21 protein-coding genes and 1 riboswitch are annotated in these 22,373 nt (G+C 66.7%); of the genes, 15 read left to right on the forward strand and 6 right to left on the reverse strand.

Annotated elements, in window-relative coordinates:
- Positions 1-64 precede the first annotated feature (64 nt).
- The 4 genes from H8F01_RS04330 to H8F01_RS04345 all read left to right on the forward strand — a co-directional run bounded on the left by H8F01_RS04330 (position 65) and on the right by H8F01_RS04345 (position 5,036).
- Positions 65-1,153 carry an aromatic ring-hydroxylating oxygenase subunit alpha gene (locus H8F01_RS04330; RefSeq protein ID WP_187057830.1) on the forward strand — a complete coding sequence of 363 codons (1,089 nt, stop codon included), beginning with the start codon at positions 65-67 and terminating at the stop codon, positions 1,151-1,153.
- The gene (locus tag H8F01_RS04335; RefSeq protein WP_187057831.1) at positions 1,150-2,472 is read left to right on the forward strand and encodes an amino acid permease; all 1,323 of its coding nucleotides are present in this window, start codon (positions 1,150-1,152) and stop codon (positions 2,470-2,472) included. Before H8F01_RS04330 ends, H8F01_RS04335 begins: the two co-directional genes overlap by 4 nt.
- A gap of 56 nt (positions 2,473-2,528) precedes the next feature.
- Positions 2,529-3,320 (forward strand): SH3 domain-containing protein, encoded by a 792-nt coding sequence (locus tag H8F01_RS04340; RefSeq protein ID WP_187057832.1) that lies wholly within the window; start codon positions 2,529-2,531, stop codon positions 3,318-3,320.
- A gap of 318 nt (positions 3,321-3,638) precedes the next feature.
- Entirely contained in the window at positions 3,639-5,036 is a 1,398-nt protein-coding gene (locus H8F01_RS04345; RefSeq protein ID WP_187057833.1) for a glycosyltransferase family 2 protein, read from the forward strand.
- A 14-nt stretch (positions 5,037-5,050) separates the two neighbouring features.
- On the opposite strand, the gene H8F01_RS04350 is transcribed toward H8F01_RS04345, so the two are convergent.
- Complete coding sequence (locus H8F01_RS04350; protein ID WP_187057834.1) at positions 5,051-5,461, reverse strand: hypothetical protein; 411 nt, start codon at positions 5,459-5,461, stop codon at positions 5,051-5,053.
- A 131-nt stretch (positions 5,462-5,592) separates the two neighbouring features.
- Between H8F01_RS04350 and trxC the strand changes: the two genes are divergently transcribed.
- Positions 5,593-6,030, forward strand: coding sequence for a thioredoxin TrxC (gene trxC / locus H8F01_RS04355; RefSeq protein WP_187057835.1), 438 nt, complete (start codon positions 5,593-5,595; stop codon positions 6,028-6,030).
- Between the two features lie 7 nt (positions 6,031-6,037).
- On the opposite strand, the gene H8F01_RS04360 is transcribed toward trxC, so the two are convergent.
- Complete coding sequence (locus H8F01_RS04360; RefSeq protein WP_187057836.1) at positions 6,038-7,597, reverse strand: protein adenylyltransferase SelO; 1,560 nt, start codon at positions 7,595-7,597, stop codon at positions 6,038-6,040.
- A gap of 244 nt (positions 7,598-7,841) precedes the next feature.
- Between H8F01_RS04360 and H8F01_RS04365 the strand changes: the two genes are divergently transcribed.
- Positions 7,842-8,042 (forward strand): hypothetical protein, encoded by a 201-nt coding sequence (locus H8F01_RS04365; RefSeq protein WP_187057837.1) that lies wholly within the window; start codon positions 7,842-7,844, stop codon positions 8,040-8,042.
- Positions 8,043-8,065: 23 nt separating this feature from the next.
- On the opposite strand, the gene H8F01_RS04370 is transcribed toward H8F01_RS04365, so the two are convergent.
- From H8F01_RS04370 to H8F01_RS04380, 3 genes are all read right to left on the reverse strand, one after another.
- A complete protein-coding gene (locus H8F01_RS04370) occupies positions 8,066-8,779 on the reverse strand; it encodes a pseudouridine synthase (RefSeq protein ID WP_187057838.1) in 714 nt (237 codons plus the stop codon).
- Positions 8,776-9,843: a class I SAM-dependent methyltransferase gene (locus H8F01_RS04375; RefSeq protein ID WP_187057839.1), complete on the reverse strand. Its 1,068-nt coding sequence runs from the start codon at positions 9,841-9,843 to the stop codon at positions 8,776-8,778. The genes H8F01_RS04370 and H8F01_RS04375 overlap by 4 nt, the downstream gene beginning before the upstream one ends.
- A 62-nt stretch (positions 9,844-9,905) precedes the next feature.
- The gene (locus H8F01_RS04380; protein WP_187057840.1) at positions 9,906-10,784 is read right to left on the reverse strand and encodes a pseudouridine synthase; all 879 of its coding nucleotides are present in this window, start codon (positions 10,782-10,784) and stop codon (positions 9,906-9,908) included.
- Between the two features lie 211 nt (positions 10,785-10,995).
- Here H8F01_RS04380 and H8F01_RS04385 point away from each other — a divergent pair, with 211 nt between their 5' ends.
- Positions 10,996-13,020, forward strand: a complete 2,025-nt coding sequence (locus H8F01_RS04385; RefSeq protein WP_187057841.1) for a S1 family peptidase — start codon at positions 10,996-10,998, stop codon at positions 13,018-13,020.
- A gap of 204 nt (positions 13,021-13,224) precedes the next feature.
- Here H8F01_RS04385 and H8F01_RS04390 read toward each other — a convergent pair whose 3' ends face one another.
- On the reverse strand, positions 13,225-14,493 hold the full coding sequence (locus H8F01_RS04390; protein WP_187057842.1) for a multidrug effflux MFS transporter: 1,269 nt from the start codon (positions 14,491-14,493) through the stop codon (positions 13,225-13,227).
- Positions 14,494-14,653: 160 nt separating this feature from the next.
- Positions 14,654-14,728: riboswitch (Fluoride riboswitch) on the forward strand.
- Between the two features lie 75 nt (positions 14,729-14,803).
- Here H8F01_RS04390 and crcB point away from each other — a divergent pair.
- The 8 genes from crcB to H8F01_RS04430 all read left to right on the forward strand — a co-directional run bounded on the left by crcB (position 14,804) and on the right by H8F01_RS04430 (position 22,373).
- A complete protein-coding gene (gene crcB, locus H8F01_RS04395; RefSeq protein WP_187057843.1) occupies positions 14,804-15,187 on the forward strand; it encodes a fluoride efflux transporter CrcB in 384 nt (127 codons plus the stop codon).
- Between the two features lie 8 nt (positions 15,188-15,195).
- The gene (locus tag H8F01_RS04400; protein WP_187057844.1) at positions 15,196-15,540 is read left to right on the forward strand and encodes a DUF190 domain-containing protein; all 345 of its coding nucleotides are present in this window, start codon (positions 15,196-15,198) and stop codon (positions 15,538-15,540) included.
- 53 nt (positions 15,541-15,593) lie between these two features.
- The gene (gene cfa, locus H8F01_RS04405; protein ID WP_187057845.1) at positions 15,594-16,712 is read left to right on the forward strand and encodes a cyclopropane fatty acyl phospholipid synthase; all 1,119 of its coding nucleotides are present in this window, start codon (positions 15,594-15,596) and stop codon (positions 16,710-16,712) included.
- Between the two features lie 123 nt (positions 16,713-16,835).
- On the forward strand, positions 16,836-17,711 hold the full coding sequence (locus H8F01_RS04410; RefSeq protein ID WP_187057846.1) for a TraB/GumN family protein: 876 nt from the start codon (positions 16,836-16,838) through the stop codon (positions 17,709-17,711).
- A 254-nt stretch (positions 17,712-17,965) separates the two neighbouring features.
- A complete protein-coding gene (gene parC, locus H8F01_RS04415; protein WP_187057847.1) occupies positions 17,966-20,203 on the forward strand; it encodes a DNA topoisomerase IV subunit A in 2,238 nt (745 codons plus the stop codon).
- A 188-nt stretch (positions 20,204-20,391) separates the two neighbouring features.
- Positions 20,392-20,922 (forward strand): hypothetical protein, encoded by a 531-nt coding sequence (locus tag H8F01_RS04420; protein ID WP_187057848.1) that lies wholly within the window; start codon positions 20,392-20,394, stop codon positions 20,920-20,922.
- A gap of 239 nt (positions 20,923-21,161) precedes the next feature.
- Entirely contained in the window at positions 21,162-22,001 is an 840-nt protein-coding gene (locus H8F01_RS04425; RefSeq protein ID WP_187057849.1) for an alpha/beta hydrolase, read from the forward strand.
- Between the two features lie 9 nt (positions 22,002-22,010).
- On the forward strand, positions 22,011-22,373 hold the full coding sequence (locus H8F01_RS04430) for an EamA family transporter (RefSeq protein WP_187057850.1): 363 nt from the start codon (positions 22,011-22,013) through the stop codon (positions 22,371-22,373).

Consider the following 22,373-nt stretch of genomic DNA (forward strand, 5'->3'; position numbering starts at 1 on the left):
CCCCTTTCCTTGTGGATGGGGTGGGGTTAAACAGTCAGGCACCACGGCCGCCGGTGATGTGCTCATGCGCGATCTGTTCGACGACTCCGTTCTTGCGCCACAACCGCTCGACTTCGCGCTGACCCTGCCCGCCCGCTTCTACACCGATCCGCGCATGCCCCAGCTGGACGCGCGCGCCATTTTCGCGCGCAGCTGGCAACTGGTCTGCCATCAGTCCCAGGTCGCCGACACGGGTGATCACGTAGTGACCGAGATCGCCGGCCTGCCCCTGCTCATCGTGCGCAGCGACGACGACACGATCCGCGCCTTCCACAACGTGTGCCGTCACCGCGCGGGACCCATCGCCAGTTGCGACGGTCGCGGTGCCAAGGCCTTGCGTTGCCGCTATCACGGCTGGACTTACGGGCTGGACGGCGTGCTGCGCGGCGCGCCCGAGATGGGTCGCACGCAGGATTTCGAGCCCTCCGACATCCGCCTCCCGGAAGTGCGCGTGCAGGTGTGGCAGGGGCTGGTATTCGTGGCCATCGGCGACGCGCCGCCGTTCCGCGAAGTGGTGGCCGGCATCGATGAACGTCTGGGTCCGGAACGCTCGCTGGGACACTACCAGTTCCACCATCGCGCCAGCTACGACGTGGCCTGCAACTGGAAGGTGTACGTGGACAATTACCTTGAGGGTTACCACGTTCCGCACATCCATCCGGGCCTCAACAGCCTGCTCGACTACCGCAGCTACATCACCGAGACGGCGCAGTGGTATTCGTTCCAGTACAGCCCGCTGGAAAGCGCCAGCGAGCTGTATGGCAGCGGTGAAGCGCTGTACTACTTCATCCACCCCAACACCATGCTCAACATCCTGCCGTCGCGCCTGCAGACCAACCGCGTGTTGCCGCTGGGCGTGGATCGTTGCCGGGTGGAGTTTGATTTCTACTACCCGGCCGACGACAGCGTAGAAGCGCACTCACGCCGCACACGCGATGTCGAGTTCAGCGACGAAGTGCAGGACGAGGATGTGACCATCTGCGAGGACGTACAGCGTGGCCTCGCTTCGGGCTCGTACGATGCCGGCCGGCTGAACCCGCTCAGGGAAAACGCCGTGCATCATTTCCATGAAATGGTGCGTCGCGCCTATCGCGAGTCGCTCGTCGACGCATGAATCCATCGACCAAGGTGATTGGCCAGTGGACGCTGGTCGCGCTGGTGATCGGCAACATCATCGGCTCGGGCATCTTCGTCCTGCCTGCCGCGATGGCGCCGTACGGCGCCGCCAGCCTGCTCGGCTGGGGCGTAACGCTGTGCGGCGCACTCGCACTGGCGCAGGTGTTTGCATGGCTGGCGCGCAGCATCCCCAACCACGGCGGACCTTACGCGTATGCGCGCAGCGCGTTTGGCGACACGGTCGGCTTCATGGTCGCGTGGAGTTACTGGATCTGCACGTGGTCGGCCAACGCGGCCATCGCCGTGGCCTTCACCGGCAGTCTTGGCGCGCTGTGGCCGGCGGTTGCGGCAACGCCGCTGCGCAGCGCGTTGTGTTCGCTCGCCGCGCTGTGGATCTGCACCGGCATCACGCTCTCGGGCGTGCGTGAAGCCGGCCGCGTCGCCGTGGTGACCACGCTGCTCAAGCTGATTCCACTGCTGGTGTTCGGCCTGATCGGGCTGGTCGCGCTGCACGCAGGTTCCTATCGGCCGTTCAATCCCGGCGGCCAGTCACTGACCGGCGTGGCGCTGTCCACCGCGACGCTGGCGTTGTGGGCGTTGCTGGGGCTGGAAACGGCCACGGTGCCCACTGGCGTGGTGAAAGACCCGCTGCGCACGGTGCCACGCGCCACCCTCATCGGCACGCTGGTCGCCGGTGTCGCCACCATGCTGGCCTGCACCGTGGTGATCGGCATGCTGCCCCGTGACCAGCTGGCCGCGTCCGCCGCACCGATGGCGGCAGCGGCCACGCACGCGTGGGGCACGCTGGCCGGCATCGGCGTGGCCATGGTGGCCGTGGTGTCCTGCTTCGGCACGCTCAATGGCTGGGTGCTGCTGGTGGCACAGACCACCATGGCCGCTGCGCAGGACGGCATGTTTCCGCGGGCGTTCGCACGCGTGGATCGCCGCGGCACGCCGTGGATCGGGCTGCTGGTCAGCAGCGTGCTCACCAGTGCGCTGATCACGGCCAACTTCACGCGTTCGCTCGTGGCCCTGTTCACCTTCATGATCCTGCTGTCCACCGCCACCACCCTGTTGCCGTATCTGGTGACCGCGCTGGCGTGGTGGCGACTGGAGGGAGGCGGCGCTTCCTGGCTGCGCAGGATCATTGCCGCCGTCGCCGTGTTGTTCTCGCTCTGGGCGCTTGCCGGCGCGGGCGCGGAGCCGTTGCTGTGGGGCGCGGTGCTGCTGCTTGCCGGCTTTCCGCTCTACCTGTGGCGACGCTTTGCCATGCGACGCGCGCCACTCGCGCCGGGTCCGTCAACAACATCCCATTGACGCTCTCTTCGCGGAAGAGACGGTTTTATCGGGACCTCTGTGCGGGAGAAGCAACGATGAAGCGCATGGTATGGACGGTGTTGCTGCTCTTCGGACTGGCCAGCCCCACCGCATTCGCGCAGGGCATGAACGGTGTAGTGACCGCCTACGTCGACCTTTATGCGGGCCCTGATGCTGGCTATCCCACCATTGCCCAGATGCCCGCCGGCACCTCCGTCGCGATCCAGGGCTGCACCGAAGGCTGGGGCTGGTGCGATGTGATCGCCATGGGTGTGCGCGGCTGGGTGGCCGGCACGTTCGTGCAGTACACCTACCAGAACCAGCCCGTCTACGTGACTGATTACGGCGCGCGCATCGGCATACCCATCGTCACGTTCTCGATTGCCGCCTACTGGGGCTCCTACTACGTGAATCGCCCGTTCTACCGGAACCGCGATTACTGGTATGGCCGCCCGTATGCGCCACGCCCGCCGCCGCGCCCGCCGGGCTGGCGTCCCGGCTACCGGCCGCCCGCACCAGGCTACCGGCCACCATCACAGGGCAACCGGCCGCCGCAAGGGAATCGCCCGCCGACGAACAACCGGCCCAATCCCAACCCGGGTACGCGTCCGCCCAACCAGAACCAGCGGCCGCCGCAGGGAAACAACCGGCCGCCGGGAAACCAGGGGAGCCATCGTCCCCCGCCGAGCCAGGGTAGCAATCGCCCGCCGTCGAACCCCGGTGGCAACCGGCCACCGTCGAATCAGGGCGGCAGCCGGCCGCCACAGGGACAGGGCAACCAGCGTCCGGCGCCAAAGCCACAGACGCGTCCCGCACCCGGCCCGCAAGGCGGCAAGCAGGCCGCCTGAACCACCCCATGGAGACCTGACGCAATCGCCACGCCGCGTCGCGTCGGTTTGTGCCGGCCTGTGTCTGCGCAGAGCCACGACGGTGAAGCAGCTGCCCGCAGATGACCGCGTTTCCCAGACGTTGTAGCGAAATCGCCGCACGCTTCGGATGGCACGACTGATGCTGTCTGCTACAGCAAGGAAACGGGTGACGGCAGGACGCCACCGGCTTATCCAGGCCCTGGACGGATCGACGTGCGGAACTGCTCGCCTGCAGACATGCGGGGGCGCATCATCCGTAATCGGCACGGCCATGCCGTTGCGACTGCAGGCTCTCGCATGGGTGTCAACGCACAAGACTGGTCAAGGCGACGGCTGTTTCCCGTCACGGTCCGGCTGCCACTGGCCGCCGCGAACGACAGCCGCCTGCACCGACGCCATTACGTGCCGGTGTGCCTGAAGTTCGTGCTGGCGCTGGTGCTGGCGCTGGCGTGGGCGGCGCTCGCCTGGGCCTACGTGGAGCACTGGAGCGCATCGCTGCGCTCCCCGGAGACACGACTGGCCGAGCTATGCCTGCTGCTTGCCATCGTGGTGCTGCCGGCTTTCATGAACACCTTCCTCTCCGCCTGCCTGCTGCTCGATCGGCGGCCGGCGCGTTCGCGTTTCGCCGACGCCGATTTCCCCGGCGTGACCATCCTGATCGCCGTGCACAACCACGCGGACACCATCCTCGACACGCTGGCCAGCATTGCGTCGCAACGTTACCCCGCGCCCATCGAGGTGATGGTGATCAACGACGGCTCCACCGACGCGACGCTCGACCGATTGCAGAGTGCCCAATACCCCTGGCTGGACGTGCTCGACCTCAAGAGCGCCGGTGGCAAAGCCAAAGCGCTCAATGCCGGGCTGCGCCTGGCCTCCTGGCCCATCACCGTTACGCTGGACGCCGACACCCACCTGCATCCGCAGGCACTACGGCAGCTGGTGACGCGCTACATGAGCGATCCGCCGAACACGGCCGCCGTGGCCGGCACCGTGCTGGTGCGCAATTCGCGGGACAGCGCCGTGGCACGCATGCAGGAGTGGGATTATTTCCACGGCATCGCGGCCGCACGCCGCGTGCAGAGCCTGTGCCAGGGCACGCTGGTCGCGCCCTCGGCGTTCTCGCTGTATCGCACCGACATCCTGCGGGTGATCGGTGGCTGGCCCGAGTGCGTAGGCGAAGACATCGTGCTCACCTGGGCGATCCTGAGTGACCATCATCGCGTGGGCTATGCCGAAGACGCCATCGCTTTCACGCGCGTGCCGGCGACACTCCCCGCTTTCATCGAACAGCGCAGGCGCTGGTCGCGCGGTGTCATCGAAGCACTGCGCGCGCGTGGCTCTCTGCTCTTCCGCCGCCGGTTGAGCACGTTCTTCGTGTGGTGGAAGCTGCTGGTGCCGACCACCGACGTGCTCTGTGCCGCCGCGCTGGTGCCCTGCCTGGTACTCGCCTGCATCGGCGTGTACTGGCCGGCCGCCGCCATGACGACCTTCGTGCTCCCCATGGCACTGCTCGCCACCGTGGTGATCCACACGGCGCAATCACGCATGTTCCGTCTGTTGGGGCTCACTGTCCGCCGCAATCCACTCGGCTGGCTGGGCTACGCCCTGGTCTACGGATGGCTGCTCAAGGCGGCGAGCCTCACGGGCTATCTTTCTGGCCTGCTTCCCCGGCACCGCCACGACGACGCCTGATACCCGCACTACCTTCACCCGGCCGGCCACGGCCACCAGCCAGCGCGTTGCTGTGCGTAACGATCGGCCGCACGCTCAAAGCGGTTGCCGGCACTGATGCCGCCGCACGCCGCATAGAACGGCAGGAACAAGGGCCCCAGCACCATGTACTGGAGCACGTGCGCGCGCTCATGATCGGCCAGCGAGATGCACGGTTCCACGCGATGGCCGGCGCGATGGGCATAGGTGAAGCACGGCGTATCCAGCCGCTCGCAGGAATACAGGATCACGTTGCCCAGCGTCAGCGCGCCGCCGGCACCGAAGTGCGGCATGCGGCGAAAGGCCAGCGCGTACTCGCCCTGCCGCAACTCGGGCCGGGCGCCCCATGGCATGCACAGCAGGCCGGCCAGCAGCCCCAGCAGACTGTTGGGCAGTGTCCACGCCATGCCCGCCGCCAGTGCGATGCATCGTCCGGCTACGGCTCCGGGTGTTCGCTCGCGCACCGCCACCTCCCTTGTTTCACGCCGCCGGGGACACCATCTGACGGCCCAATGAGTCTTGGTCATCGAGGCCTGCCATGTCCACCACGCTAACCATTCCCTGCCCCCACTGCTCGGCACTCAACCGCGTGCCCGAGGAACGGCTGGGTGAGCAACCGGTCTGCGGCCGCTGCAAGCACACACTGTTCGAAGGCAAACCAGTCGCGCTCACCGCCAACAACTTCGACGCCGTGGCGACGCGCGGCGACCTTCCGGTGGTGATCGATTTCTGGGCACCCTGGTGCGGCCCCTGCGTGAGCTTTGCGCCGGTGTTCGCCGAAGCGGCGTCGAGCCTGGAGCCGCAGCTGCGGCTGGCCAAGGTGGATACCGAAGCACAGCCCGCACTGGCCCAGCGTTTCGGCATCCGCAGCATTCCCACCCTGCTGGTGATGCGCGACGGCCGCGAGATCGCGCGCCAGGCCGGCGCGCTCAACGGCATGCAGCTGCGCCAGTTCCTCGCCAACACGCTGCGCTGACGCGCGGTCAGGAACTGCAGGAAAGCATCGAGCAACCCGCCTTGTGCGTGGCCCACTCGGGACGCTTGCGCGCATAGCGTTCGCGCCCCGGCTGGTCGTCATAAGGGCGACGCATCACATCCAGCAGTTCGTGGATGCCGCTGTAGTCGCCCTGGGTCGCCAGGTCGATGGCTTCCTGCGCGAGATAGTTGCGCAGGACATAGCGCGGATTGGCCGCGCGCATGCGCTCGCGACGCTGTTCGCCGGAAAGTTCGTCGCCGCGCACGCGCGCCGCATAGGCGTCGAGCCATGCCTGGAAGGCGGGCTCACTGGCAAGCCGTTTCGCTTCGTCATAGAACGACTCGTGCAGCGGCTCCAGCGACGGCCGCGCCGGATCCACATCGGCAAGCGCACGAAAGAACAGGGTCATGTCGACCTCCGCCTCGGCAAGCAGGGTATGGAGTTCGCGCATGCGCTCCACGTCGTCGTCGCCGCATGACGCCAGGCCCAGCTTGTGGGCAATGGTGAGGCGATCCGCCTGGGCATACACCGCTGCGTAGCGGTCCAGGCCAGCCTGCATCGGCTCGGTGCCGGAGAACAGCGGAGCAATGGCCATGGCCAGACGACTGAGATTCCACCATGCCACGTTGGGCTGCTGCCCGAAACGATAGCGGCGGCGACCTGCGTCCGTCGTGTTGGGTGTCCATTCGGGATCGAAGTTGTCGATCCAGCCATACGGACCGTAATCGATGGTGAGCCCAAGGATGGACATGTTGTCGGTGTTCATCACGCCATGCACGAAACCCACGCGCATCCAATGCGCCACCATGTGCGCCGTGCGTTCGCACACCTGCGCGAACCATGCGGCGTAGCGCGGCTCGCCCTCGCCTTGCAGTTCGGGAAAGTCGCGCGCGATGGTGAAGTCGACCAGCTGTTTCAGCAGCGTGACGTCGCCGCGCGCCGCGGGCAGCTCGAAATGTCCGAAGCGGATGAATGACGGCGCCACGCGGCACACGATGGCACCGGGCTCTTCCTGCGGATGCCCGTCGTAGAACATGTCACGCACCACGGCGTCACCCGTCACCACCAGGCTGAGCGCGCGCGTGGTCGGTACACCGAGGTGGTACATCGCCTCACTGCACAGGAATTCGCGGATGGACGAGCGCAGCACGGCGCGTCCGTCGGCACCTCGCGAGTACGGTGTGCGGCCGGCGCCCTTCAGCTGGAGTTCCCAGCGCACGCCGTCGCGCGTGAGCACCTCACCCAGCGAAATCGCCCGCCCATCCCCCAACTGGTCCGCCCACATGCCGAACTGGTGGCCGCCGTAGTTGGTGGCGAAGGGCTGCATGCCATCGAGCAAGGCGTTGCCACCCAGCACCTGCGCCAACACCGGGCTGTCCCTGTCCGCCTCATCCAGCCCAAGCGCCTGCGCCATCTCCGGCGACCACGCCACCACGCGCGGCGAGGCGACCGGGGTTGGCTCCACGCGTGAGTACATGGCACCGAGCACCTGACGGGGATGCCGGCCCTGCCCAGTATCGGCCGGCAGTTCACGGACAAAGGCGTTGTCGAATATCAGCGGGGACATGGCATGAGTCTTTGGTCGAACCTTCGATGGAAGTCACCGGGTTTCCCCGGCCCACTGCGCCACAAAACCACATTTTCCCAGGGGAAAAACGCAGAAGATTGCGCATTTCACTTTTGTGAAGACTGTCACATTCCTTGCTACGGACTTACGACGCCATTCAGTGCGGATTGGCATTTGTGCATCGCGCGTGAAGCTGCTTATATGTGCCCTGAACGACCGCACAGGGGCGGCCGGGAGCCCGAACATGCACATGCTTCACGCACGTTCCGCCTTTGAGCGCGGAATGCAGCTGGTAGCAGGGATGCTGAACCACAAGGACATGCAGGACGTCCGCAACAACCAAGGCCAGGGTCACAGCAACTTCCAGCTGGTCTCGTGGCAACCAGGCGCCCATTCGCGACGCGAAGACGAACTTGCGCGTCGCCGGGAAACGCCGTTCGGCTGACATACGCCCACCTCCCGCGCACATCAATCGTGCGCGGGTGCCTCAAAGATGCGCGCGATATCGCGTTCTTCAAGCGCGCGCCATTCACCGGGCTGCAGTTCACCCAGGGTCAGCGCGCCCACCGATACGCGAGTCAGCGCTTCCACGTGGTTGCCCACCGCGGCGAACATGCGCCGCACCTGGTGATAGCGTCCTTCGGTCAGGGTCAGACGCGCGCGACGCGGCTCCAGCACCTGGAGTTGCGCAGGCTCCAGCGGCGTCGTCTCCGACTCGAGCATCATCGTGCCACTGGCGAACAGCACGCCTTCGTCGCCGCGCAGATCGCTGGCCAGCGTGGCCTCGTACACCTTGGCCACCCGTGCCTTGGGCGAGATGATCCGGTGCAGCAGGCTGCCGTCGTCGGTGAACAGCAGCAGGCCAGAGGTGTCGCGATCGAGGCGACCCACGGTGGAAAGCGCCGGATCGCGCACGCGATAGCGTGGCGGGAGCAGGTCGTAGACGACGCGCCCGATGTCCTTGCGTGAGCAGGTAGCGCCCAGCGGCTTGTACATCATCAACGTCAGGCCCGCGGGCGGATCGAGCGGTTCGTCGTCGATGCGGATGTGTTCGTGCGGCACCTTGTCGTCGGCGTAAAGCACCTCGCCGTCGGGATCGGTGACGCGCCCTTCGCGGAACATCAGCGCGACGTCCTTGCGGCTGCCATAGCCCAGGTTGGCGATCAGCTTGACCAGTTTCATGCGCGAACCCCGCGTGCCTCGATCACCTTGAAGCCGTCTTGCGTTACCACCGTGCGTACCTCGTTGAAACGTGCGGCCAGAGTGGCCTCATAGGGAAGATGGCGATTGGCCACCAGCCAGAGCCGCCCGTGCGGCTGCAGGGCGTCGGCGGCGGTAGCGATGAAGGCGCGCCCGAGCTCCGGAAGATCGGCGCGCCCCTGATGGAATGGCGGATTGCTCACGACCACGTCATAGCGCCGCGGCAAGCCCTGCGTGACGTCGTGCCAGTGCACCGCAAACGCCACCTCCCGTCCGCTCTCGCGTTGCGCGCGTTCGACGTTGAGGCGCGCGGGTTCCAGCGCACGCGCTTCGGCTTCGTAGAGATCGATGGCCGAAACGCCCGGGCAACGCGCGATGACCTGCGTGGACAGGTATCCGTAACCGGCACCAAGATCCGCCACGCTTCCGGCGAGATCGCCGGGCAGGTGCGCGGCGAGCAAGGCCGAGGCTGTATCCACCCGATCCCATGCGAACAGGCCTGGCCGGCTGAGGTAACCCGCGTCATTGGCCCGCGGCGTGTCGAAGGCCTGCCAGGCGTCCAGCAGGCCGGCATCTACCTGCGCGCCCAGCGGCTGCGTCCAGAACACGCGGCATTTGTGCTTGGAGAGCTGCTGCAAGGGCCCCGCCAGGCTGGCCAGGTCGCCCTCGGCGGATCTGGCCCCTTCGGCGTTGGGCACGGCGGCGAGCACTACGCCACCGGGCAAGGCCCGGCGCACCGCCTGCGCAAACAACGCGCGCGCTTCTTCGCGCTGCCGCGGCGGCAACACCAGCACCAACGGGTAGCGATCATCACCACCCGGCGGGGCCACCGTCAGGCCACTGCGCTGCAGCGCCTCGGCGAAGGGCTTGAAGCCCTGTTCGCAGGCCCAGCCCTTCTTCGCCATCTCACGCAGCCGGAAACCGTCGCGCGCACGCAGGAACAGCACGCGTCCGTCGGCGGGCATGGTGAGGTCGCCGGTTTCAAACGGCACGAAGAGGGCCTCCAGCGCCACGTCTTGGACGACCGGAGAGAACGAGGCAGGCATCGGGTGGCGTGATGAGGGATCGGGCTGCCTATGTTACCAACCGCAGGCACCTCCCACGCCGGTCATGCCACCCCGGACAGCTCCAGCTCGCTGACAAACTCGCGGCGCAGGCCGCTGAGGGGATCGACGAAGGACAGCCGCCGCGCCAGCAGCTGCAGCGGGCGGGCATGGTCATCCGGACGGGGTTCGGGAAGTTCCGGGTAGAACGGGTCGTGCAGGATGGGCGCGCCCAGCGCAGCCATGTGCACACGCAGCTGGTGCTTCTTGCCGGTGAACGGCTGCAGGACGTAGCGCCAGTGGCTTGCGTGGCGTTCGAGCACGTCGATGTGGGTTTCGCTGTTGGGCTCGCCGGGCACTTCGTGCATGCGGAAGAACGGCTCGCCCGACGCGATGCGCGAACGCCTCACCAGCGGAAACGACTGCCCCGTCAGTGGCGGCGCCCAAGCCTCGTAGGCCTTCACGATGCTGCGCTGGCGGAACAGCGCCTGGTAGGCATCGCGGCTGTCGGGATGAGCGGAAAACATCACCAGCCCGGCGGTGTGACGGTCGATGCGGTGCAAGGGCACCAGGTGGTGGTTGTCCAGCGTCCGCGCCAGTCGCGCCAGTACCGTCTCCTCCACGAAACCGCCTGCCGGCGTCACCGGCAGGAAGTGCGGCTTGTCGACGACCACGAGGTGCGTATCCACGTGCAAGAGCGTTTCGTGGAACGGGATGGGGGTTTCCCGCGGCACTTCGCGGAAGTAATGCACGCGCAGCCCCGCACGATACGGCGCGTCGGCTGGCAGGGGCTGCCCTTGTGCATCCAGCACGCGCTGGCGGGCGAAGCGGCTTTCCCACTCGGCACGCTCGATACGGGGAAACAGCGCACACAGTCCATCCAGCACCGTGCTCCATGATCCCTGGGGCAGGTGCACCGTGCTGGCGGCGGGCGGACGTGACATCGGACAACTCCACGGCAATCGGGCACAGCTTAAACCGGAGCAGTCGCCCGTGGCGGACGCGGCGTTGCACCGGGTGCATCCGGGCGCCTTCGCTATGTCTTCCGGCGTACACCGTTCCAACGTCCGGGGCGTTGGATAAACTCGACCACCAACGGGTTTCGCACCCAGGGATGGCGCTACCCAAAGCGCTCACCAACCGACGAGGCAGCACATGGACAAGCCGGCAACTCCCGCACGGCAAGCGCTCTTTTTCACTCGCCGGCAGGCCTGGCAACGCGTGGCCTGGCTGACCGGCCTTGCCCTGGCGTCGGCTTCCCCGCTGCATGCCGCGACGATGGATCCCGCCGTGCTGCCGCGCGTGCAGGCCGCCACGTTCGAAGTGGTGATTCCCAAGCCGGAGAAAGATCCCATCACCTACGAAAAGCCGCTGCCGCTGGACCAGTTGCCTTATCAGGAGCGTACGGACAAGTACCACTCGGTCGGCACCGCGTTCGCCATCGGCGAGAACCGCTATGTCACCGCCGGCCATGTGCTGGCGCTGGGCATCGACAGCCTGATGGGCGAACCGGCCGTGCGCGACGCCGCCGGCCATGTGTACGCCATCGACAAGATCACCCGCTATTCGCTGCACGAGGATTTCGTCGAGTTCACGCTGAAGGATCCGCCCAAGGTCGCGCCGCTGGCGGTGAACACCCAGCCGGAAATGAACCAGGTGGTGTATGCGGTGGGCAACGCGCTGGGCACCGGCATCGTGATCCGCGACGGCCTGTACACCTCGCAGACGCCGGAGGACCAGGACGGCCGCTGGAAGTGGCTGCGCTTCTCCGCGGCGGCCTCGCCGGGCAACAGCGGTGGCCCGCTGCTGGACAAGGACGGCAAAGTCATCGGTGTGGTGGTGATGAAGTCGCCCGACGAGAACCTCAACTTCGCCTTGCCGATTGACCTGGTGCTCAAGGCACCGGCCAATCTTGGCGACATCGACGTGCGCGAGACCTATCAGCTGGACGCGATCGAGGACAAGCACACCGGCACTTTCAAGGCACAGTTCCCGCTGCCCAAGTCCTTCGCGGACTTCAGCGCGACCTATCAGAAACTGCACAACGCCGACGTCGACCAGAAGCTGCACGACCTGCTCACCGAGCAGGCCGGCACGATGTTCCCCAACGGCCCCGGTTCGAACCGCCTGCTGCACAGCACCTCCACCCTCGATCCGTTCCCCACCCTGCTCCACCGCGACAGCAACGGTGAATGGGTGATCGCCCGGGCCGGCGCGGGCAAGGCGCCCCTGCCCCACAACGGCTACCTCGCGCGGGCCATGGTGGGCCAGCAGGTGATGTTCCACCTGCGCAAGCCCGACGACGTCAGCAGCAAGCAGCTGTTCGGCGATTCGAAGATCTTCATGGATCTGGTGCTGAAGGCCGCGCCGTTGCAGCGGCGCGTCGGTTCCGAGCCGGTGAAGATCACCTCGCTGGGCCAGCCTTCGCTGCAACGCGACTTCACCGACAACTACCAGCGACGCTGGCAGATCCGCGAATGGCCGATGGCGTACGACAACGGCCTGATCATCGCCTTCCTGCTGCCGGTGCCGGACGGTTACGCGGCCATGCTGCGCATCACCAACAACCGCACCGAACATGAAGACATGTCGGACATGAAGCAGCTCGCCAACTATGTCTACGTGTCCTACAGCGGCACGCTGGGACAGTGGAAGGAGTTCCTCGCCAACAGCAGCCTGCTGCCCAGCGTACTGTCCGACATCGCCATCCATTTCGACTATGGCGATGCGTTCAAGTACCAGTCCAGCCGACTCGGCTTTGCTTACACGCCTTCGCTGCAGAAAATCGATGCGGAGAGCCAGCTGGTGCTGGGCATGTCCTACTTCCAGGACCGCGGCAAGACGGTGTGGGATGTGTCGCGCGTGGACGTGAAGTCCAACGTGGAGAACGCCGAGCACGTCAGCCTGAGCCGCCACGTGGCACCGTCGGATGATCTGGACGACGGCTTCCGCAACAGCTGGGGCAAGATCGTCAACCGCACCCACCCTGACGATGGCGTGCCGTACAGCGAGAACGACATGACGTACATCGGCACCGTCGGCGGCACGCAGGCCAACGCCAGCAGCAAGCCGGCCGTGCTCTACACGGCGTTCTACGGCGTGGATGGGCCGCGCCCGGACGACACCATGAAAGGCAAGCTCAACCTGCTGATGGAGAAGCTGCAGGTCAACGAGCACTGAGGGAGGCAACCACGCGCCTCTGCATCGCCCATCCGTCATTCCGGCGCAGGCCGGAATGACGGGGTGGACGGTTCGCTTCGGGCCGGGGAGACGGCGGCCTTGCGGAATGAAGTGAGCGACAACGGCAGTCCGTTGCCCCACTCTCGCAAGGCCGGCACCGCCCCAGCATGGCCTGCACCACGCTTGAGCCAGGCAAGCCGCGTGTCAGCGCGGCTCGGTGATCTCCGTCTGGCACTCCACCTCAACCTCGGCCGCCGCGGTATGCGGCACGCGCGGTTTGTCGGAGAGACGGCGATACCAGCGCCAGCCTGCCCAGCCGGCCAGGGTCAGTGCCGATGCGCCCAGGGCCAGGTACAGCATGTGCCCGGACAACATCGGCGACAGCACGCCAGCCACGATGGCGCACAGCATCAGGCTGCAGAACGCCTGCACCGACGAAGCGCCACCTCGGCGATGCGGGAAGCGATCGAGCAGCAGCAACGTGAGCGTGGGGAACGCCAGCTGCACGCCGATGCCATGGACCACCAGCGGCAGCATCGACCACGGCAGCACGGGCTCGCGGCTGACCAGCGCCATCAACAGGTGCAGTGCACACGCCAGCAGCATGGCGCCATAACCCAGGTTCACGGTGTAGACCACGCTGCGACGATTGGCCAGGCGACCGGACATCCAAGCGCCGATCATCAGACCCGCCACCGTCGGCAGGAACAGCCAAGGGAACCCCTGCGCCGACAGATGCAGCAGGTCACGAATGATGTGCGGGGCCGAGGCGATGTACAGGAACAGGCCGGCGAAGTTCACGGTGCACGACAGCAGCAACGGCCAGAACGGCCGATCCTTGCCGAAACTCACGTAGCCGCGCACCAGCGTGGTGGCGTTGAACGGCGTGCGCGCCGCCGGCGGATGGGTTTCCTCCAGGAACAGCATCAGCGCCACCGCCAACACCACGGTGAATCCCATCAGCACCCAGAAGATGCCGTGCCAGCCGTTGAGGAACAGCAACTGGGCGCCGACGATGGGTGCGATCACCGGCGCGACGCTGAAGATCATCATCACGCGTGACATCAGCTGCTGCGCTGCGGCGCCCTCCAGGCTGTCGCGCACGATGGCGCGCCCCACCACCAGGCCGGCGCCGGCACACACGCCCTGCAGCGAGCGGCACGTCAGCAGCATGGCGTAGGAGGTGGACATGGCCGCGCCCGCGGACGCCAGCGAATACACCAGCATGCCCGCCACGATCACCGGCTTGCGGCCGATGGCGTCGGAAATGGCGCCATGGAACAGGCTCATCACCGCATAGGTGACCAGGTACATGCTGATCATCTGCTGCAGGCCGGTGCTGTCCACGCCGAAGCGCTCGCCGATCAGCGGAAACGCCGGGAACACGGCGTCGATCGAAAACGGGCCGATCATCGACAGACCCGCCAGCAGCCACGACAGGCTGCGCCGGACGGGGCGCGGGGTGGAGGTCATGGGCGTGGCACGGCGGGCGAGAGGCGTCGAGTATAGCGGCGCGCCACCCTCGCCTGAGCCATGACGTTCGGCCGATCATCCGCTAGCATCAGCCCCGGGAAACCTGACGAACCTGGCCTTTTTGCTCGTCATTCGTGCGAAGGCGGGGATGACGGTTCCGGGAATCCCGGGAGATGGCATGCCTCCCGCTCAGCATGGAGCGAACCACCTTCGGGTTGATGATGCCTGCACCACCGGACACCCCGGGGCGCAGGCGCGTGCCTGTTTCCGGGAAGTCCTCCTGAAGTTCTTCTGCACTGGAGACGACAACGTGGGCTTTACCGGATTTCTCGCCGTGGGCATCGGCGGCGCACTGGGCTGCTGGCTGCGCTGGACGCTGGGCGTGCTGTTCAACCCGATCTTCCCCACCGTGCCGCTGGGCACACTGGCCGCCAATTTGATGGGTGGCCTGCTGATGGGCGCGGTGCTGGGCATCTTCGACCACTTCCAGACCCTGCCGCCCGAGCTGCGCCTGTTCGCCGCCACCGGCTTTCTCGGCGGGCTGACCACGTTCTCCACCTTTTCGGCCGAATCCACCACGTTGTTGCTGCGTCAGCAGTATCTTTGGTTTGGCGGCCACCTGGCCCTGCACCTGGTGGGCTCCATCGCGATGACCATCACCGGCATCGCCCTCACCCGCGCCGTGCTGCGCTAGGAGGAGCCATGAACGATCCGCAACAAGGCGTCCTGCTCAGCTTCTATACCCATTCGCGCGCGCGCCACGAGGGTAAGCTGGTGTTCGAATGGCTGCTGGAACATGCCAAGGCCCAGGGCATCGGCGGCGGCTCGGCGTTCCGCGCCGTCTGCGGATTCGGCCGCCACGGCGTGCTGCGCGAGGAACAGTTCTTCGAGCTGGCTGACGACCTGGCCATCAAGGTGGAGTTCCTGCTGACCGAGGCGCAAGCCCTGGCGCTGGTCCAGACCGTCGGCGACAGCGCTGTCGACGCGGTGTATGCAATCGCTTCCGCAAGCTTCGGTTCACTCGGCAAGAACCCGGGTACCGGCTGACCTGGCCCCGATCGTTCCTGCCCTGCGTCGCCACCACGCCCAACGAGGAATGCATGAGCCAGGACTCTCTCAAGGCACGCGCCGCCAGCCTGCTGGAACACGCCGGCATCCGCCTCGACGGCTCACGCCCCACCGACATGCACGTTCACGACGAGCGTGTTTATGCACGCGTGTTCGCCCACGGCTCGCTGGGCCTGGGGGAGAGCTACATGGACGGCTGGTGGGACAGCGAGGACCTGTCCGGCCTGTTCACCCGCATCCTGGGCGCAAGGCTCGACCGCGAGCTGAGAACCCTGGATACGCTGCTGGCCCACCTGAAGGCGCGCTTCATCAACATGCAGCGCGGCGACCACGCCTTCGAGATCGGCCGCGCTCACTACGACCTGGGCAACGACCTGTTCCAGGCCATGCTGGGCAAGTGGCTGATGTACTCCTGCGGCTACTGGGCCGAGGCCAACAACCTCGACGACGCACAGGAAGCCAAGCTCGACCTGATCTGCCGCAAGCTGCGCCTGCAACCCGGGCAGCGCGTGCTGGACATCGGCTGCGGCTGGGGCGTGGCACTGAAATTTGCCGCCGAGCGTTATGGCATCGAGGGCGTGGGCATCACCGTGTCGCAGGAGCAGGCCGCCTTTGCGCGCGAGCTGTGCGGCGACCTGCCGGTGGAGATCCGCCTGCAGGATTATCGAGAACTGGACGAGCCGTTCGACGCCGTGTTCTCCATCGGCATGTTCGAACACGTCGGCGCGCTGAACTACCGCAAATACTTCGAGGTGGCGCGACGCTGCCTGCGCGACCACGGGCTGTTCGTGCTCCACTGCATCGGCAGCAACGGCACCCCCGGCCAGCCGGACCCGTGGATCGAGAAATACATCTTTCCCAACTCGATGATTCCCGCCGCCAGCCAGGTGGCCGAGGCGGTGCAGAACCTGTTCGTGGTGGAGGACTGGCATAACTTCGGCGCCGACTACGACCTGACGCTGCAAGCCTGGCGCGCCAATGTCGATGCGGCGTGGCCGCAGCTGGCCGAGCACTACGACGACCGCTTCCGTCGCATGTGGCGTTTCTATCTTTCGGTGTCCGCCGCGGTGTTCCGCAGCCGCCGCGACCAGCTCTGGCAGATCACGCTCAGCCCCCACGGCGTGCCCGGCGGCTATCGCGTGCCACGCTGAGTGCGCGAATTCCCGCGGATTTCTGCTTGCAGCAGCACGCGCAGCGCACGATAGTGCGCACATCCGCAGGCCGGTGACGCCCGCCTGCCACGACACGTTGTCCGCCCCGATCCGGAAAGTCCCTTGAAGCTCTTTCGACGATTCGCCAGCGCGCTGGCCCTGAACCTGTTGCTCGTCACCGTGGCGGTGGCGCAGCCAGGGTTGTGGGTGGCTCGCAACGGCCAGGCCACGGTGTACCTGTTCGGCACCGTCCACCTGCTGCCCTCGGACACGCAGTGGAAGTCCGCCGCGCTGGACAAGGCGCTGGACGAGAGCCAGCGCCTGAGCATCGAAATCGTCGACGACGATTCGGCGTCCATGCAGACGCTGGTGACGCAGCACGGCCTGGATCTCACCGCACCGCTATCCAGCAAGCTCGACGACGCCGACCGCGGACAGCTGGCCAAGGCGGCTGAAACCGCCAACCTGCCCGGCGGCGCGGCCTCGCTCCAGTCGATGCGCCCCTGGCTGGCCGCGCTCACGCTCACCATGGCGCCGCTGATGCAGGCCGGCCTGGACCCCAACCAGGGCGTGGACAAGCTGCTCAAGGCCCGCATGCAGCAGGCCGGCAAACCGGTGGACGGACTGGAAACGGCCGAGAAACAGATCCTGATGCTGGCCGACCTGCCCGAAGCGATGCAGCTGGATTTCCTGCGCCAGTCGTTCAAGGACGTGGCCGACGGCCCCGGCAAGCTGCACGAGCTGATCGACGCCTGGCGCAATGGCGACACTGCCGCCATCGCGCGCATCGAAGACGAAGACCTGCGCAAGGACAGCCCCCTGCTCTACCAGCGCCTGATCGTGGAGCGCAACACGGCCTGGGCCAAATCCATCGCGGCACGCATGCAGCAGCCCGGCGTGAGCTTTGTTGCCGTGGGCGCGGGCCACCTGGCCGGCCCCGACAGCCTGCAGGAGCAGCTGCGCAAGCTGGGCGTGAAGACCGAGCGCGTGCAGAACTGACGACAGGAGAATCCGCCCCCTGTAGGAGCGCACCCTGTGCGCGACCGCAGACTGGCGGCAAGGCTCAGTAGCCGGCTTTCGCCATATCACCCACCCGGCTTCACCGTTCCATGGGTTGTCGCGCACAGGATGCGCTCCCACAGGGGGCCGCAGACCTGGCCTATGACCACCGCCCCCTCGCCCCCCGGCGCCCCTTTCTGGCACCATCCCCCGGTTAAGCGCGCCGCCCGCGCGCAGGCAAACGACGCAACCCCATGAATTTGCAAGCCAATTTCGAACAGATCCCGCTCAAGGAATACGCCGAGCGGGCTTACCTCGATTACTCGATGTACGTGGTGCTGGATCGCGCCCTGCCCTTCGTGGGCGACGGCCTGAAGCCGGTGCAGCGTCGCATCGTCTACGCGATGAGCGAGCTGGGCCTGGCCGCTTCGGCCAAGCCGAAGAAGTCCGCCCGCACCATCGGCGACGTGATCGGCAAGTTCCATCCGCACGGCGACACCTCGTGCTACGAGGCGATGGTGCTGATGGCCCAGCCGTTCTCGTACCGCTATCCGCTGGTGGACGGCCAGGGCAACTTCGGTTCCCCGGATGACCCGAAAAGCTTCGCCGCGATGCGCTACACCGAGTCGCGTCTCAGCCCCATCGCCGAAGCGCTGCTGGGCGAGCTGGGCCAGGGCACGGTGGACTGGGTGCCGAACTTCGACGGCACGCTGGAAGAGCCCAGCTGGCTGCCGGCGCGCGTGCCGCACGTGCTGCTCAACGGCTCCATGGGCATTGCCGTGGGCATGGCCACCGACATTCCGCCGCACAACCTGCGCGAAGTGGTGAGCGCCTGCATCCGCCTGCTCGATGACCCGGACGCCACCGTCGCCGACCTGTGCGAGCACATCCAGGGCCCGGATTACCCGACCGAAGCGGAAATCATCACGCCGCGCAACGACCTGCTGGCGATGTACCAGAACGGCACGGGTTCGGTGCGCGCGCGCGCCGTGTACCACGTGGACGAAGGCAACATCGTCATCACCGCCCTGCCGCACCAGGTGAGCCCGTCCAAGATCCTCGAGCAGATCGCCGCGCAGATGCGCGCCAAGAAGCTGCCGATGGTGGAAGACCTGCGCGACGAGTCCGACCACGAAAACCCGATCCGCCTGGTGGTGGTGCCGCGCTCCAACCGCGTCGACGCGGCCGAGGTGATGCAGCACCTGTTCGCCACCACGGACCTGGAAAAGAGCTTCCGCGTCAATCTCAACATGATCGGCCTGGACGGCCGCCCGCAGGTGAAGGATCTCAAGCGGATCCTCTCCGAGTGGCTGGCGTTCCGTACCGACACGGTCACGCGCCGCCTCAACCATCGCCTGGCCAAGGTCGAGCGCCGCCTGCACCTGTTGGAAGGCCTGCGCATCGCCTACCTCAACCTGGACGAGGTGATCCGCATCGTCCGCACCGAGGACGAGCCCAAGGCCGTGCTGATGGCCCGCTTCGGCCTCAGCGAAGAACAGACCGACTACATCCTCGAGACCAAGCTGCGCCAGCTCGCGCGCCTCGAGGAAATGAAGATCAACGCCGAGCGTGACCAGCTGGAAGAAGAGCGCGCACGCATCAACGTGCTGCTCAAGTCGCCGGCCAAGCTCAAGGGCCTGATCAAGGAAGAACTGCGCGCCGATGCCACCAAGTACGGCGACGACCGCCGCTCGCCGCTGGTGCAGCGTGAAGCCGCCCAGGCGCTGGACGAAAGCGCGCTGGTCGCCAGCGAACCGGTGACCGTGGTGCTGAGCCAGAAGGGCTGGATCCGCGCCGCCAAGGGCCACGACGTCGATGCCGACGGCCTGAACTACCGCGAAGGCGACAGCCTGCTCGCCGCCGTGAAGGCGCGCACCACGCAGCAGGTCGCCGTGATCGACTCCACCGGTCGCAGCTATTCCACGCCGGCGCACACGCTGCCTTCCGCACGCGGCAACGGCGATCCGCTCACCGGCCGCTTCAGCCCGCCGTCGGGCGCCAGCTTCGATGCGCTCATCGCTGGCGACAACGACACGCGCCTGATCCTGGCTACCGATCACGGCTACGGCTTCGTGACCCGCTTCGAGGCGCTCACCGGTCGCAACAAGGCCGGCAAGCAGATCATCACGCTGGGCGATGGCGCCAAGGTGCTGGCGCCGCAGGTCAGTGCCGATCCCGCGCGCGACCGCATCGTGGTGGTCACCACCGAAGGCCATCTGCTGATGTTCTCGGTGGCCGAGCTGCCGGAACTGGACAAGGGCAAGGGCAACAAGCTGATCGACGTGCCCAAGGCCAAGCTCGCCTCCGGCATCAAGGTGGTCGGCGTGGCCGTGGTCACCGAGGGCAAGGGCGAAGTGACGCTCTACGCCGGCCAGCGCAAGCTCACCCTTAAGTGGTCGAACCTGGTCGAGTACGGCGGCAACCGTGCCACCCGTGGCGGCCTGCTGCCGCAGGGCCTGCGCCGCGTGGAGCGCATCGAGACGACGGGCTGAGGCCGGTCTCTCCGTGACGTGTAGGAGCGCACCCTGTGCGCGACGGGCTCACTGCAACGCCGGTCGCGGACAGGGTGCGCTCCTACAGACAAGCGGGAACTTCACCACTTGCTGGGCAATCAGAAGGTACTGTGTGCACACCGGCGACGGTGGCGCGTTATAGGCCCCACGCCCTCGGAGTTTTGTTCATGAAGACCGCCCGCATCACCGTTTTCGTCGTCGCGACCCTGCTTGCCGCGACGGCCTGGGCCCAGAACAGCGACCAGCAGCTGAACCTGAAACTGCCGGCCAACCTCCCCGCGTCCAGCGCCAGTACCGCCGCCCCCACCACGAGCACGCCTACCGACGCCAGCAAGGCCACCCCGGCCGCCGCCAGCGGCCATGTCGCCGCGCAGGCAGGCGCCAGTGCCCAGGCCAATGCCAACCCCGCCAGCTACGCGAAGGACCCGCCGGGCACCTATTACGGCGACACCAGTGGCGCCCCGGGTGGCACCCAGGCCGCCGCCAGTGCCCAGCCGGCCGTCACCTGCGACGACGCCACCTACAACCAGCCGCAGATGCATGGTGCCGTCTCCACCGGCGTGGTCGCCGGCAACCACATGAGCGGCAGCTACGCCGGCGCAGGCGTCACACTCAGCCAGGCTTTCGGCAGCTGCGAGCACCCGACGGGTGGCGTGAGCATTTCCGTGGGCGGTAGCCAGGGGCATTACGGCCACTGAGTCGGGCACCCTTTCCCGGCGGCCGACCGGTGATCCGGCCCGGTACCGCCCTGCTCCAGGCGCCGGCCTGCAAGCCCTTGAGCCGGCGCTTTTATCAGACCTTTCTTGACCTTGGCTAAAAAAGGTCGAAAGTTCTTGGAAAGGGTGGGCCATCAGACTGCTCCCATGGTTTACGGTCCCTCTTCCCCGCGCGCCCCGCGCAGCCTCGCTCTTATCGCCAGCAGTACCGGAGCTCCCCAGTGATCCAGAATGTCGAGTTCCGCTACGAAGGCGGTCGCAGCGGTGTGCTGCTCATTCACGGCCTGACAGGCACCCCGACGGAGATGCGTCTCCTCGGCAAGGGCCTCAATCGCGCCGGCTATTCCGTGTACGGCATGCAGCTGGCGGGCCATTGCGGCAACGTCGACGACCTGCTGGCCACGGGCTGGAAGGACTGGTACGCCAGCGTGGAAGCCGCCGCTGAGAAGTACCGCCACGAGGTGGACCACCTGTTCGTGGCCGGCCTGTCGATGGGCGCCGTGCTGGCGCTGAAACTGGCTGCCGAGCACCCGGAATGGGTGAAGGGCGTGGGCGTGTACGGCGCCACGTTCCGTTATGACGGCTGGGCGATTCCGCGGATCGGCAAGTTCTCGTTCCTGCTGCCGCTCCTGCACAAGCTCGGGATCGGCAAGCACCGCATGGTGCACGAGGGCGAACCGTATGGCATCCGCGACGAGCGCCTGCGCGCGCAGATAAGCGGCGCCATGCTGAGCGGCGACAGTGCTGCGGCCGGCCTGCCGGGCAACCCGTGGCCGTCGCTGGCCGAGATGTACAACATGGCGGCCGCGGTGAAGCGCGACCTGCCGCGCGTGACCGCGCCCTGCCTGATCGCACATGCGACCGAGGACGACATCGCCAGCATCGAGAACGCCTATCTGGTGCAGCGCTCGGTGTCCGGCCCGGTGGAAACGCTGTGGCTGGAAGACAGCTACCACATGATCACGGTGGACCGGGAACGTCGCCTGCTGACCGACCGCTCGGCGGAATTCTTCCGCCAGATCGCCGCCAACTACGAACCCGCCGCGCGCGCCGCAGCCTGAGGACTCGCCATGAGTCCTCTGGTGGTTGCGTTGTGGCTGCTCAACGTCACGCTCGACACCGTCGGCCAGCTCGCCTTCAAGGCGGCGGCCGGCGATCCGCGTGCGGGTGACGGGCTGGCGCGCTGGAAGTACATGGCCGCGCGACCGTGGATCTGGATCGGCGTGTTCTCCTACGTGGCCGAATTCCTGGTGTGGATCGCCTTCCTGTCGCTGGTGGACCTGTCCGAAGGCGTGCTGCTGGGTTCGATCAACATCGTGGTGATCATGATCGCCGGCCGCATCCTGTTCAAAGAAAAGCTCACGCCGTTGCGCGTGACCGGCATGCTGCTGGTGACGGCGGGCGTGGCTATCGTTGGTTTTGCGGGAGGCTGA

This window comes from Dyella telluris (assembly GCF_014297575.1).
Taxonomy (GTDB): Bacteria; Pseudomonadota; Gammaproteobacteria; order Xanthomonadales; family Rhodanobacteraceae; genus Dyella; species Dyella telluris.

Coding starts and splice junctions, on each gene's coding strand:
- H8F01_RS04330 (WP_187057830.1), top strand. CDS start 65: ATGCGCGATCTGTTCGACGACTCCGTTCTTGCGCCACAACCGCTCGAC.
- H8F01_RS04335 (WP_187057831.1), top strand. CDS start 1,150: ATGAATCCATCGACCAAGGTGATTGGCCAGTGGACGCTGGTCGCGCTG.
- H8F01_RS04340 (WP_187057832.1), top strand. CDS start 2,529: ATGAAGCGCATGGTATGGACGGTGTTGCTGCTCTTCGGACTGGCCAGC.
- H8F01_RS04345 (WP_187057833.1), top strand. CDS start 3,639: ATGGGTGTCAACGCACAAGACTGGTCAAGGCGACGGCTGTTTCCCGTC.
- H8F01_RS04350 (WP_187057834.1), bottom strand. CDS start 5,461: ATGGCGTGGACACTGCCCAACAGTCTGCTGGGGCTGCTGGCCGGCCTG.
- trxC (WP_187057835.1), top strand. CDS start 5,593: ATGTCCACCACGCTAACCATTCCCTGCCCCCACTGCTCGGCACTCAAC.
- H8F01_RS04360 (WP_187057836.1), bottom strand. CDS start 7,597: ATGTCCCCGCTGATATTCGACAACGCCTTTGTCCGTGAACTGCCGGCC.
- H8F01_RS04365 (WP_187057837.1), top strand. CDS start 7,842: ATGCACATGCTTCACGCACGTTCCGCCTTTGAGCGCGGAATGCAGCTG.
- H8F01_RS04370 (WP_187057838.1), bottom strand. CDS start 8,779: ATGAAACTGGTCAAGCTGATCGCCAACCTGGGCTATGGCAGCCGCAAG.
- H8F01_RS04375 (WP_187057839.1), bottom strand. CDS start 9,843: ATGCCTGCCTCGTTCTCTCCGGTCGTCCAAGACGTGGCGCTGGAGGCC.
- H8F01_RS04380 (WP_187057840.1), bottom strand. CDS start 10,784: ATGTCACGTCCGCCCGCCGCCAGCACGGTGCACCTGCCCCAGGGATCA.
- H8F01_RS04385 (WP_187057841.1), top strand. CDS start 10,996: ATGGACAAGCCGGCAACTCCCGCACGGCAAGCGCTCTTTTTCACTCGC.
- H8F01_RS04390 (WP_187057842.1), bottom strand. CDS start 14,493: ATGACCTCCACCCCGCGCCCCGTCCGGCGCAGCCTGTCGTGGCTGCTG.
- H8F01_RS04400 (WP_187057844.1), top strand. CDS start 15,196: ATGAACGATCCGCAACAAGGCGTCCTGCTCAGCTTCTATACCCATTCG.
- cfa (WP_187057845.1), top strand. CDS start 15,594: ATGAGCCAGGACTCTCTCAAGGCACGCGCCGCCAGCCTGCTGGAACAC.
- parC (WP_187057847.1), top strand. CDS start 17,966: ATGAATTTGCAAGCCAATTTCGAACAGATCCCGCTCAAGGAATACGCC.
- H8F01_RS04420 (WP_187057848.1), top strand. CDS start 20,392: ATGAAGACCGCCCGCATCACCGTTTTCGTCGTCGCGACCCTGCTTGCC.
- H8F01_RS04430 (WP_187057850.1), top strand. CDS start 22,011: ATGAGTCCTCTGGTGGTTGCGTTGTGGCTGCTCAACGTCACGCTCGAC.